The following is an 11,705-nucleotide window of genomic DNA, read 5'->3' as shown; positions in this document are numbered from 1 at the left end:
ACCGGGCACTGCCGGACGACCGGGGCTTCCAGTGGCGCACACCTTCCGCCCGTCCACCACTTCAGCGCCGGGCGGACCCGCCCCGCTCAGCGGAGCCGCTGGCCGATCACCTTCGAGACGCCGTCGCCCTGCATCGACACCCCGTAGAGCGCGTCCGCGACCTCCATCGTGCGCTTCTGGTGGGTGATCACGATCAGCTGCGAGGACTCCTGGAGCTCCCGCATGATCCCGATCAGCCGCTGGAGGTTGGTGTCGTCGAGCGCCGCCTCCACCTCGTCCATCACGTAGAACGGGCTGGGCCGCGCCTTGAAGATCGAGACGAGGAGCGCCACCGCCGTCAGGGAGCGCTCGCCGCCGGAGAGCAGCGAGAGCCGCTTGACCTTCTTGCCCGGCGGGCGGGCCTCCACCTCGACGCCGGTGGCCAGCATGTCGTCGGGGTCGGTGAGCACCAGGCGGCCCTCGCCGCCGGGAAAGAGCCGCGAGAAGACGCCCTCGAACTCCCGGGCCGTGTCCCGGTACGCCTCCGTGAAGACCTGCTCGACCCTCAGGTCGACCTCCTTCACGACCTGGAGGAGATCCGTCCGGGTCTTCTTCAGGTCCTCCAGCTGCTCGGAGAGGAACTTGTGCCGCTCCTCCAGGGCCGCGAACTCCTCCAGGGCCAGCGGATTGACCTTGCCGAGCTGGTGGTACGCGCGCTCCGCCGCCTTCAGCCGCTTCTCCTGCTCCGAACGGATGAACGGGCGGCCCTCGGCCGGGTCCGCCGGGGGCTCCCCCTCGGGCGTCGGCGACGGCGGCACCGGCTGGTCGGGGCCGTACTCGGCGACCAGATCGGCCGCCTCCACCCCGAACTCCTCCAGGGCCTTCGCCTCCAGCTGTTCGATCCGCAGCCGCTTCTCCGCGCCCAGGACCTCGCCCCGGTGCACCGAGTCGGTCAGCTTGTCCAGCTCCGTCTTGAGGTCGCGGCCCCGCACCCGGGCGGCCGCCAGGCCCTCCTCGTGGCCGGCCCGCGCCGCCTGGGCGGCCACCCGCTCGGCCTCGGCGCGGCCGAGGGAGACCTCGACATGGGCGAGGAGCTGCCGGGCGCCGGACGCCACCGCGCCCGCGACCCGCTCCTCGTGGCGCAGCCGGGCCCGGTGCCGCTCGGCCCGTGCGCGGGCCTCCCGCTCGGCGCGGGCGGCCCGGTCGAGCGAGTCGGCCCGCCCGGCGAGCCCCTTGACCCGCTCCTCGTGGGTACGGACCTGGAGCCGCGCCTCCATCTCGCTCTGGCGGGCCAGGGAGCCGTCGACCGCGAGCCGGTCGCGGACGGAGGTGTCGGGCTCCTCGCCGTCGGCGAGGTCGGCCGTCTCCTCGGCGACGGTCAGCCGCTCGGCCAGTTCCTCGGCCTCGGCGTCCGCCCGTTCCAGCGACTCCTGGGCGCGGGCCGCGGCGGCGGCCGTCCGCTCGGCCTCCCCCGCCGCTCCCCTGGCCTGCCCGGCGAGCCGTCCGAGCCGCTGGGCGGTGTCGGACTTCTCCCGGTCGGCGGTACGGCGGAGGGCGTCGAGTTCCTCGACGAGCGCGGCGGCGGCCGTGCGCCGCTCCTCGGCCTCGCGTCGGGCAGTGGCCGATTCCTCGCACCGTACGGCCAGTTCGTCGAGTTCGGCTGCGGCCTCGGCGACGGATGCCTGGACTTCGAGGAGGCTGGGCGCGCCCGCCGAGCCGCCTCGTGCGAGGTGCGCTCCGAGCAGGTCGCCCTCGGCGGTGACGGCGGTGAGCGCGGGCCGGGTCCTGACGAGTTCGGCGGCTTCGTCGAGGTCGGCGACGACCACGGTCCCGGCGAGCAGCCGGTGGACGGCGGCGAGGAGTTCGGCGGGGCCCCGCACCAGGTCGGCGGCGTACGGGTGGCCGCCGGGGACGGGGGCGGGGTCCGGGGTCGGGTCCGGTTCGGGGGCGTCGGCGAGGAGCAGGGCGACCCGCCCGGCGTCCTGCTTGCGCAGCAGGCGGAGGGCTTCGGCGGCGGCGGTGGGGCCGGTGGCGGCGAGGGCGTCGGCGGCGGAGCCGAGGGCGGTGGCGACGGGGATCTCGTATCCCGGGGTGACGGTGAGGAGTTCGGCGGCGGGGCCGAGGAGGCCGTCGAGTCCGGCGTCGAGGAGGGTGCCCGTGCCGTCCTTGCGGCGCAGTCCGAGGGCGAGGGTGTCGTGCCGGGCGCGGGTGGCGGCGCGGGTGCGTTCGGCGGTGGCGACGGCTTCGCGGGCGGTGCTCAGCGCGGTGTCGGCCGCGGCGAGTTCGCGGCGGGCGTCCTCGTACCGCTCGTGCTGGGCGGTGTCGGCCGCGTCGATGCCGTCGACTTCGGCCTTGAGCCGCTCGTACTCCTCCTGGGCGGTGGCGGCCCGCTCGCCCGCCTCGTCGCGGGCGGTGGCGAGGCGGTCGATCTCGGAGCGGGCGGCGGTGGCGCGCGAGCGGGCCGCGTTGGCCTGGCCGTGCAGCCGGGCGAGGCCTTCGCGGCGGTCGGCGAGGGCGCGGGCGAGGTCCTTGAGGCGTCGTTCCTCGGCGGCGAGGGATTCTTCGAGGCCGGCCCGGTGGGCGACGGTCTCCTCCAGGGCGCTCTCGGCCGCTTCCAGGGCGGCTTCCAGTTCGGCTTCCTGTTCGCGGACGCGGACGGCCTCGCGCTCCAGGTCCTCCGGGTCGCGGCCGCGGCGCTCCTCGGCGGGGGCCGCTCCGGCGCTCTTCACCCGGGCGTCGGCGAGCGAGACGGTGCCCCGGACGCGTTCGGCGAGCTGGGAGAGGGCGTACCAGTTCTGCTGGGCGCGTTCCAGGCGGGGCCCCAGGGACCTGACTTCGGCTTCGAGTTCCGTCTCCCGGGCGAGCGCGGTCCGCAGGGCGTCCTCGGTGGTCTCCTTGCGGGCGAGGAGGGCGGCTTCGTCGGCGACTTCGGCGTGCAGGGCGCGCTGGAGGAGGACGAGGTCGTCGGCGAGGAGGCGGAGGCGGGCGTCGCGCAGGTCGGCCTGGATGACGACGGCGCGGCGGGCGACGGCCGCCTGCCTGCCGAGGGGCTTGAGCTGGCGGCGGAGTTCGTCGGCGAGGTCCTGCACCCTGGAGAGGTTGGCCTGCATCGCGTCGAGCTTCCGCAGCGCCTTCTCCTTGCGCTTGCGGTGCTTGAGGACGCCCGCGGCCTCCTCGATGAAGGCGCGGCGGCCCATCGGGTCGGCGTGCAGCACGGAGTCGAGCTGGCCCTGGCCGACGATGACGTGCATCTCGCGGCCGATGCCCGAGTCGGAGAGCAGGTCCTGGAAGTCGAGCAGCCGGCAGGTGTCGCCGTTGATCCGGTACTCGCTGCTGCCGCCGCGGAACATGGTCCGGGTGAGGGTGACCTCGGCGTAGTCGATGGGCAGCACGCCGTCGGAGTTGTCGATGGTGAGGGAGACCTCGGCGCGGCCGAGCGGCGGGCGGCCGGTCGTACCGGCGAAGATCACGTCGTCCATCTTGCCGCCGCGCAGCGATTTGGCGCCTTGCTGGCCCATCACCCAGGACAGGGCGTCCACGACGTTGGACTTGCCCGATCCATTGGGTCCCACGACACAGGTGATGCCCGGCTCGAAACGCAGGGTGGTGGCCGAGGCGAACGACTTGAATCCGCGGAGGGTCAGGGCCTTGAGGTGCACTCCGGGGACTCTACCGGGGCTCGCGCGTTTCACCTGCGAGGGTCGGGGGCAGATCCTCGGGTGAGGTGGGGTGGGACGAGGGGGAAACGGCGAGTGAAGAGGTGGGGGAAAGAGAGAAGGGACGCCGAAGCGCCCCTTGCGTGTCCGGCGGTGTCGATTCCGACCATGCCGGGTTGGGTGGTTCCACTCGGCCCCGGGGGGGCCGGTGGTCAGGTGAGCGCAGGCTCCGCCTGGGGTACGTCGAGATCGATGCTGTTCAGCAGCGACTCTCCCTGGTGCTGAGCGGCGGCAGCGGCGAGCGTGTCGTTCTCGGACTGGATCCGTACCAGCTCGGATTCAAGGTCCTGGACGCGCTGCTGAAGCCGTCGCATCTCGGCGAGGAGTCGCGGGTCGGAGCCGCCGACGTAACCGAGAAGCGCCTTTGCCATGATGGATGGTCCTCCACAATGAGTGACCGACCGAAGCGGTGTGGGTCGTTGGGGATTCGCACCCGCGGTGCTCGGCAGTACTGCTTGATCGTGCCGGATTCCACTGCCAAACAGCTAAGGTGCGCGGGGCTTCCAGAGTCTCACCAAAAAGTTTGACGGTCAACACGATCACACCCCGTTCGAAGGGGCGACCGAGGAGTGCCGGCCCGCGTGAGAAGCGGCGGGGGCGCTCGGACTCGGAGCCTCGGGGCGTCGCGATCATCCTTACCCGGCAGCCTTCCACGGCCCGCGCTCCTTGGCAACCACCAGGAGGTTTTCCCCTCCGGGCACCCTTCGCCGGGTGTCCGCCCGGGGCTCCTCCCGGTCACCGGGAGCGATCACCGAGGGGGTCGGTCAGCGGATGGCGAAGCCCTCGTACCCGCCGCGCGGAGTGGCCCAGATCTCAGTGACACCGTCCACGCGCCCGGGTGTGTCGTCGGAGTGGAGCCAGGCGAGCAGACGGTGGCAATTCTCACGCGGTCCCTCGGCGACCACCTGCACCCGTCCGTCGTCGAGGTTCAGGGCGAAGCCCACCAGATCGCCGATCTCCAGCGCGTTTGCCCTGGTGAACCAGCGGAAGCCCACTCCCTGCACCCGGCCGCGCACCCAGGCGGTCATCCGTACGTCGTCGCTCATGCCTGCACGCTAGCGGGCGGATTGCCAGATGAGCACATCGCCCTGGCAGTGCATGGACTACAGTCCCGAGCGGGTACGCCTCACCCTTTCGGGCGTGCGCCGTTCGACTGACGGGCCCCTGGGCGGACCGACAGCAAAGCCCAGCAAAGGCCCTCAGGACCAGCAGGAAGGCAGTGCAGATGGGACGCCACCGGCGCGCCGGAGCCGCACCCGCGGCGGAAGAACTCGCCGCCGGTACGCGTCGCGGACACCGGGGAGCCCGTCGCAGGCGGCGCGCCCCCGTGCGCACCGGTCTGCTCGGCGTCTCCGCCGCGCTCGCGGTGGGCGCGGTCGCCGTCGCCTCGGGGCTGCTGCCGGGCGGGGAGACCCTCACGGTCGGTGGTCCGAGCGCCACCGAGCGGCCGGGCCAGTCCCGTCTCGCGCCCGAGCTGACCACCCAGGGCGGGGCGACGCAGACCCCGACGGACAGGGCGGGCGCCTCGGCGGGCACGGGAGGCCGGACGGGCTCGGCGAGCGGAGCCGGTACGGGCGCGGGCACGGGTGCGGGTGCGGGTGCCGCGAAGACGGCTTCCCCCACGGCGACCCCGACCGTACGTCCCACCCCCACGGCAGTTCCGTCCACGCCCGCGCCGACGAAGCCCGCCGCCCCCCGGACGACGACGGCGCCGACCACCGAGGCGTCCGCGCCGAAGCCGGATCCCGCGCCGTCCACCGGGGCGCCGACCACGAAGACCCGGGGCGCGGCCCCCGCGACCACCGACCGGAGCGCCGCCGCCGAGGCGGAGGTCCTCCGGCTCGTCAACGTCGAGCGGGACCGGGTGGGCTGCCGGCCGGTGACCGCGAGCACCCGGCTCGCGTCGCTCGCCGGGGCGTTCAGCGCGGACATGGCGGCCCGGGGCTTCTTCGACCACACGGACCCGGACGGCGACACGCCCTGGGCCCGCGCGGAGCAGGCAGGCGTCACGGGTATGGGCGGCGAGAACATCGCCCGGGGCCAGGCGGACGCGGCTGCCGTGATGGCCTCCTGGATGAACAGCGACGGCCACCGCGCGAACATACTGAACTGCGACTTCACCGTCCTGGGCGTCGGCGTGCAGTTCGGCGACGGCGGTCCTTGGTGGACGCAGGACTTCGGGTACTGAGCCCCCGGCGCGGGGCTTCGGCGGCCGGACCGCCCACCCTCCCCAGGAGCTGGCTCCTGGAAAGCGCTACCTGTGAGAGAGCGCCCTCATGGTCGTAAGCGCTCCCCCGGAGTACGGTGTGGACATGACTGACGACCTCGCCTACGACGTGTTCGCGCGGGCCTGTCCCTCGCGGGGGACGCTTGAGCATGTGACGGGCCGCTGGGGCAGCCTGACCCTGGGGGCGCTGTACGACGGGTCGTTCCGCTTCAACGAGCTGCGGCGCCGGGTCGACGGGGTGAGCGAGAAGATGCTGTCGCAGACCCTGCACGCGCTGGAGCGCGACGGGCTGGTGCACCGCGAGGCGCAGCCGACGAATCCGCCCCGGGTCGACTACCGGCTCACCCCGCTCGGCCGGGAGATCGCCGAGCGGCTGATCGGTCTGATCGGGCTGGTGGAGGGACGCATGCCGCAGGTCGAGGCGGCCCGGGAGAGCTACGACGCGCGGCGGGCCGCGACCACCGTCTGATCCCGCCTGGAGTCTCCCTCCCCCAGTCGGTCCTACGCCGTGGGGCGTGGCGGGCGCTGGCAGCGGGGGCAGAAGTAGCTGGAGCGGTTCATCCAGGGGCGGCGGCGCATCGGTGTGCCGCAGCGGTGGCAGGGTTCGTCCTCGCGTCCGTACGCGTCGAGCGACCGGTCGAAGTAGCCGGACTCCCCGTTGACGTTCACGTACAGGCTGTCGAAGCTGGTGCCGCCCGCGTCGAGGGCCGCGTTCATGACGTCCCGGACGTGCCCGAGCAGTTCGGCGGAGCGGGGCCGGGTGAGGGTGGCCGTCGGGCGGTCGTAGTGGAGGCGGGAGCGCCAGAGCGCCTCGTCCGCGTAGATGTTGCCGACGCCGCTGATCAGCGACTGGTCCAGGAGGGCCCGTTTGACCGTCGTGCGGCGCAGGCGCAGGGCGCGCTGGAAGGCGTCGTCGTCGAATTCCGGGTCCAGCGGGTCGCGGGCGATGTGCGCGATGACGTCGGGGAGGCCGTCGGGGCTCTGCTCGTGCAGCGAGAGGCCGCCGAAGGTGCGTTGGTCGACGAAGCGCAGTTCGGTGCCCGCGGTGTCGTCGAAGCGGACCCGGATCCGCAGGTGCTTCTCGTCGGCGGAGTCCTCCGGCTGGACGAGCAGCTGGCCGCTCATGCCGAGGTGTCCGAGGACGGCGGTGCCTGATTCGGCCAGCGGCAGCCAGAGGTACTTTCCGCGCCGCCGCGCCGCCTCGAAGCGCTGTCCGCGCAGCCGGGCCGCGAAGTCCTCGCCGCCCGCCGGGTGGCGTCGTACGGCCCGGGGGTGCAGCACCTCGACCTCGGTAACGGTCCGCCCGGCGACCCAGCGTTCCAGTCCGCGCCGGACGACCTCGACCTCGGGCAGCTCGGGCACGGGACTCCTCGGGACGTCTTCGGATCGGGGTTTCAGCCTACCGCCGGGCGGTCGGCGGTCGGACGCCCGCGCGTACGGGCACGGGCGGGGCCCGTACGCACACGGGCGCCGCACACCGCATGAGCGCCGGGCAAGGGTCCGTACCCGCACGGGCGCCGGGCAGCGACCCCGTACCGCACGGGCACCGGGCGGGGCCCGTACCGCACGTCCGCCGGGTGCGGATTCCGCCGGAAAACGCCGGAACCCCGCCCTGGGGCGGGGTTCCGGTGGGAAGCGGGTGGGGACGGCCGTCAGGCCGACGCCCGGTGGGCGGTCGAAGAGGGGTCGGCGACCTCTTCCTTGCCCTGGTCGGCGGTGGCCTTCGCCGCCGCCTCGCGTTCGTCCGCGGCCGCGCGAATCGCGCGCCACGCGGATTCCGCCGCCTGCTGTTCCGCTTCCTTCTTGCTGCGGCCGGTGCCGGTGCCGTACGAGACACCACCGACGCGGGCGGCAGCAGTGAAGATCTTCTCGTGGTCCGGGCCTTCCTCGGAGACGAGGTACTCCGGGACGCCCAGGCCCTCGGCCGCGGTGAGTTCCTGGAGACTGGTCTTCCAGTCCAGGCCGGCACCGAGGTTCGAGGACTTCTCGATCAGCGGGTCGAAGAGCCGGTGCACCAGCTCGGACGCCGCTTCGAGGCCCTGGTCGAGATAGACCGCGCCGATCACCGCTTCAAGGGTGTCGGCGAGGATGGACGCCTTGTCCCTGCCTCCCGTGCCTTCCTCGCCCCGGCCGAGCCGGATGAAGGAGCCGAGTTCGAGTCCGCGCCCCACGCCCGCGAGGGCGCGAGAGTTGACCACAGCGGCCCGCAGTTTGGCCAGCTGGCCTTCCGGCAGGTCGGGGTGGGTGCGGTACAGCGTGTCCGTGACCACGAGACCGAGCACGGAGTCCCCGAGGAACTCCAGCCGCTCGTTGGTGGGCAGACCGCCGTTCTCGTACGCGTAGGAACGGTGGGTCAGCGCACGCACCAGAAGGGCGGACTCGAGCCGATAGCCGAGCCGCCCTTCCAGAAGCGTGTGGGACGAGGCATGGTCCGTCTTGTCGTCCGTCTTGCGGGACTCAGACATTGCGCCTCTCACCAGCCCAATCAGACCGAGAGGACCTGGCGCTTGTTGTAGGTGCCGCAGCTCGGGCACGCGATGTGCTGCTGCTTCGGCTCCTGGCAACGCTCACACGAAACCAGGGTGGGGACCGCAGCCTTCCACTGCGACCGGCGGTGGCGCGTGTTGCTGCGCGACATCTTCCGCTTCGGAACAGCCACGGCTACTTCTCCTGCTTCTCGGCGGCGCTTCGGACGTCCCCGTCAGAGGCTTTGCCGCTCATGTTGTCCTTCTCATCGGTTCCCAGCGAACCGGCGAGTCCCTGCAATGCCGCCCAACGGATGTCGACGGCGTCATGGTGGTGGTCCGGGTTCTCGTTCAGGTTGGTCCCGCATTCGGAACACAGACCCGCACAGTCCTCCCGGCACACCGGCTGCATCGGCAGTGCGAGCACCACCGCATCACGCAGCACGGGTTCGAGGTCGAACATGCCGTCCTCGAGGGGGATCATGTCCTCTTCGCCCTCGTCCTCGTCTTCCGCGGCCGCCTTGGAGCGGCCCCGGTCGTCGGACTCGGGGTACGAGAACATCTCCTGGAAGTCCACGTCGAGATCAAGCTCGACGGGCTCCAGACACCTTACGCACTCCCCCTCGGCCGATGCACGGGCGGTGCCTGTGACAAGCACCCCTTCCATGACCGACTCAAGACGGAGATCGATTTCCACCGGAGAGCCCAGGGGCACTCCGATGACTCCCTCGACGCCGAGGTCCCGGGGGGCCTCGACCGTGCGGGAGAGCCGCTGGAGGGCGCCAGGACGCCGCCCCAGCTCGTGTGTGTCGAACACGAGGGGGTTGCGGTGGTCGAGGCGCGTGCTCAGGGCTCTTCCTGCTTTCGGAATCATGCTGCGTCGGGGGTGGCTGCCGAACGTGGGCAGCAAGGATCGCGGAATACGCGCGACCGAAGAGCCAGGATACTGGACGCTTCGCTCAGGGCCCAATCGGGGGCTTGATCCCCCGCTGCCCGGTTTCCGGCCCGGTCAGTGCCCCTGCTCGTACCGTCGGAGCTGCTCCAGGTCGATCATGCTCGTGTCGAAGAAGCTGGTCTCGTCGAGCGCGGCGGCCTGCTGCGGCTGCCCGCCGGGCTGCTGGTACGGGTAAGGATCCTGCTGCGGGTAGCCATAGGGGTCCGCCTGGGGGGCCTGCGAGGGCGCCTGGGGGTACCCGTACGGGTCGGGCTGCTGCGACTGCTGCTGGTAGGCCGCGTACGGATCGGCCTGGGGGACCTGCTGCGGGTACCCGTAGGGGTCCGCCTGGGCGGGCTGAGGGACCTGGGAGCCCGGGTGGCCTTGCTGCGGGAGGGGGGCCGGTTCGGGATCGGCCAGCTCCGCGAGTCCGGCCAGGTAGTCGGCGTCGCTGGTGTGCACACCGCCGCCGCCCAGACCGTCCTGCGCGGCCATGTGCTCGCCGAGCGCGTCGGTGGCGATCCGGCCGTGCAGCTTGCGCCGGCCGTGCCCGACGGCCTCCAGGGTCTTGCTGAGGACCGCCTCGAAGGCGCCGAGCTTGGCGTCCACGTACGCGTCGGCGCGGTGGATCAGGGTCTGCGGGTCCGCGCTGTACTCGGGGGCGTCCTCGTCCGCGTAACCGTCCTGGTCGAGCCCGGGGCCCCGGCCCAGGAGCTTCTCCCGGCCCCGGTCGACCGAGCCGATCGTCTTGTTGAGGACGACCTCGAAGTTGGCCAGCTTGGAGTCGACGTAGTCGTCGGCCTCGGCGCGGACCTCCTCGGCCTCGCGGCGGGCCTCGGCGAGGATGCGATCGGCCTCCTCCTGCGAGAGCCGGGCGACCTGGGTGTCGGAGACGATCGACCCCCGCTCGGCGCGGGCCGCCTCGATGATCCGCTCGGCCTCCTGGCGGGCCTGCTCGACCATCTGCTCACGGTCGCCGATCAGCTCCCGGGCCTGCGCGAGGGAGCCCGGCAGGGCCTGACCGACCTCTTCGAGCAGGGCGAGCAGCTCGGCGCGGTTGACCACGCAGGACGCCGACATCGGCAGGGAACGGGCGCCCCGCACGGTCGCCACGATCTCGTCGAGCTTCTTCTGCACGTCCACCTGGTGCTCGCCACTCTCTACAGCTGGATGGAGACGGACGGGACGACTGTAAGGGCAGTCGGCGCCCGTCCGACACCAGGTGACGGAGGGTCAACGGCGGTGGCCGCGCGTCACTTTGCCCGCAGGCGCTCGGCGAGCCTCTCCAGGACCGTCGGCGGGACGAGGTGGGAGACGTCGCCGCCCCAGGCGGCGACCTCCTTCACCAGGGAGGAGGAGAGGAAGCTGTACGTCGGGTTGGTGGGGACGAAGAGGGTCTCCACGCCCGTGAGCCCGATGTTCATCTGCGCCATCTGCAACTCGTAGTCGAAGTCGCTGACCGCGCGGAGGCCCTTGACGATGGCGGGGATGTCACGCTGCTTGCAGAAGTCGACGAGCAGCCCGTGGAAGGACTCCACCTCGACGTTGCCGAAGCCGGAGGTCACCTCGCGGATCAGCTCGATCCGCTCCTCGACCGTGAACAGGCCCTTCTTCGACTGGTTGATCATCACCGCGACATGTACGACGTCGTACAGCTTGGAGGCGCGGGCGATGATGTCGAGATGTCCGTTGGTGATGGGGTCGAATGACCCAGGACAGACGGCGCGGCGCAACTTTGGTCCCTCGCTCTCCGGTCCGGTCATCGTGCGTCTTCGCACGTAGAGGCGGCGCGACCGTACCAAAACGTTCCCTCGCCGTAACGACGGGAGCGCAGTGGTTCGAAGCCCTCCGGCCAGCCGAACTCCCCGCCTCTGGTGCTGCGCTCCACGGTGACGAGGGCGTCGTCCGCGAGCCAGCCCCCCGAGCGGAGTGTGAGGAGTATCTCGCGCAGCTCCTCGTCGGTGACGGCGTACGGGGGATCGAGAAAGACCAGGTCGTAGGGGTCGGCAGGGGCCGGGCCCGTGACGATCTGCTCCGCTCTGCCGGTGCGCTGCTCGGCACCGGGCAGTCCGATCGCCTTCACGTTCTCCCGGATGGTCCGGGCCGCGCGCGGCTCCGCCTCGACGAGCAGGGCGTGGGCGGCGCCCCGGGAGAGCGCTTCGAGGCCGACGGCGCCCGAGCCCGCGTACAGGTCGGCGACCCTGGCTCCGTCGAGGGTGCCGAGGAACGCCTCCCAGGTGGAGAAGAGGCCTTCACGCGCCCGGTCGGAAGTGGGGCGGGTGCCGTTGCCGGGCGGTACGGCCAGGCGGCGCCCGCCGGCCGTACCGGCGATCACGCGGGTCATCGATGTCCTCGTTCTCCGTAAACCATTGCGTACGCGACAG

12 protein-coding genes are annotated in these 11,705 nt (G+C 72.2%); 2 read left to right on the top strand and 10 right to left on the bottom strand.

Annotation, left to right across the window (positions count from 1 at the left end; translation table 11 throughout):
* Positions 1-86: 86 nt before the first annotated feature.
* From smc to BU197_RS23665, 3 genes are all read right to left on the bottom strand, one after another.
* Complete coding sequence (gene smc, locus BU197_RS23675) at positions 87-3,638, bottom strand: chromosome segregation protein SMC (protein ID WP_188270324.1); 3,552 nt, start codon at positions 3,636-3,638, stop codon at positions 87-89.
* Between the two features lie 209 nt (positions 3,639-3,847).
* Complete coding sequence (locus BU197_RS23670; RefSeq protein WP_030690660.1) at positions 3,848-4,066, bottom strand: hypothetical protein; 219 nt, start codon at positions 4,064-4,066, stop codon at positions 3,848-3,850.
* 393 nt (positions 4,067-4,459) lie between these two features.
* Complete coding sequence (locus tag BU197_RS23665) at positions 4,460-4,741, bottom strand: acylphosphatase (RefSeq protein WP_188270323.1); 282 nt, start codon at positions 4,739-4,741, stop codon at positions 4,460-4,462.
* 179 nt (positions 4,742-4,920) lie between these two features.
* Here BU197_RS23665 and BU197_RS23660 point away from each other — a divergent pair, with 179 nt between their 5' ends.
* A complete protein-coding gene (locus tag BU197_RS23660; RefSeq protein WP_188270322.1) occupies positions 4,921-5,883 on the top strand; it encodes a CAP domain-containing protein in 963 nt (320 codons plus the stop codon).
* A gap of 124 nt (positions 5,884-6,007) precedes the next feature.
* On the top strand, positions 6,008-6,391 hold the full coding sequence (locus BU197_RS23655; protein ID WP_188270321.1) for a winged helix-turn-helix transcriptional regulator: 384 nt from the start codon (positions 6,008-6,010) through the stop codon (positions 6,389-6,391).
* 32 nt (positions 6,392-6,423) lie between these two features.
* On the opposite strand, the gene mutM is transcribed toward BU197_RS23655, so the two are convergent.
* From mutM to rsmD, 7 genes are all read right to left on the bottom strand, one after another.
* Entirely contained in the window at positions 6,424-7,284 is an 861-nt protein-coding gene (gene mutM / locus BU197_RS23650; RefSeq protein WP_188270320.1) for a bifunctional DNA-formamidopyrimidine glycosylase/DNA-(apurinic or apyrimidinic site) lyase, read from the bottom strand.
* A 290-nt stretch (positions 7,285-7,574) separates the two neighbouring features.
* The gene (gene rnc, locus BU197_RS23645) at positions 7,575-8,387 is read right to left on the bottom strand and encodes a ribonuclease III (RefSeq protein WP_188270319.1); all 813 of its coding nucleotides are present in this window, start codon (positions 8,385-8,387) and stop codon (positions 7,575-7,577) included.
* A 20-nt stretch (positions 8,388-8,407) separates the two neighbouring features.
* The gene (gene rpmF, locus BU197_RS23640; protein ID WP_030496967.1) at positions 8,408-8,581 is read right to left on the bottom strand and encodes a 50S ribosomal protein L32; all 174 of its coding nucleotides are present in this window, start codon (positions 8,579-8,581) and stop codon (positions 8,408-8,410) included.
* Between the two features lie 2 nt (positions 8,582-8,583).
* A complete protein-coding gene (locus tag BU197_RS23635; RefSeq protein WP_188270398.1) occupies positions 8,584-9,261 on the bottom strand; it encodes a YceD family protein in 678 nt (225 codons plus the stop codon).
* 135 nt (positions 9,262-9,396) lie between these two features.
* Positions 9,397-10,464 carry an ATP synthase F0 subunit B gene (locus BU197_RS23630; RefSeq protein WP_188270318.1) on the bottom strand — a complete coding sequence of 356 codons (1,068 nt, stop codon included), beginning with the start codon at positions 10,462-10,464 and terminating at the stop codon, positions 9,397-9,399.
* A gap of 110 nt (positions 10,465-10,574) precedes the next feature.
* Positions 10,575-11,054, bottom strand: coding sequence for a pantetheine-phosphate adenylyltransferase (gene coaD, locus BU197_RS23625; RefSeq protein WP_188270397.1), 480 nt, complete (start codon positions 11,052-11,054; stop codon positions 10,575-10,577).
* 26 nt (positions 11,055-11,080) lie between these two features.
* Positions 11,081-11,665, bottom strand: a complete 585-nt coding sequence (rsmD, locus tag BU197_RS23620) for a 16S rRNA (guanine(966)-N(2))-methyltransferase RsmD (protein WP_188270317.1) — start codon at positions 11,663-11,665, stop codon at positions 11,081-11,083.
* Positions 11,666-11,705 lie beyond the last annotated feature (40 nt).

Origin of the sequence: Streptomyces sp. CBMA291 (genome assembly GCF_014596525.1) — a bacterium.
GTDB lineage: Bacteria > Actinomycetota > Actinomycetes > Streptomycetales > Streptomycetaceae > Streptomyces.
Note: the sequence above shows the minus strand (reverse complement) of the source record. Positions and strands in the feature narration are given on the sequence as shown.

Coding starts and splice junctions, on each gene's coding strand:
- BU197_RS23670 (WP_030690660.1), bottom strand. CDS start 4,066: ATGGCAAAGGCGCTTCTCGGTTACGTCGGCGGCTCCGACCCGCGACTC.
- BU197_RS23665 (WP_188270323.1), bottom strand. CDS start 4,741: ATGAGCGACGACGTACGGATGACCGCCTGGGTGCGCGGCCGGGTGCAG.
- BU197_RS23660 (WP_188270322.1), top strand. CDS start 4,921: ATGGGACGCCACCGGCGCGCCGGAGCCGCACCCGCGGCGGAAGAACTC.
- BU197_RS23655 (WP_188270321.1), top strand. CDS start 6,008: ATGACTGACGACCTCGCCTACGACGTGTTCGCGCGGGCCTGTCCCTCG.
- rnc (WP_188270319.1), bottom strand. CDS start 8,387: ATGTCTGAGTCCCGCAAGACGGACGACAAGACGGACCATGCCTCGTCC.
- BU197_RS23635 (WP_188270398.1), bottom strand. CDS start 9,261: ATGATTCCGAAAGCAGGAAGAGCCCTGAGCACGCGCCTCGACCACCGC.
- rsmD (WP_188270317.1), bottom strand. CDS start 11,665: ATGACCCGCGTGATCGCCGGTACGGCCGGCGGGCGCCGCCTGGCCGTA.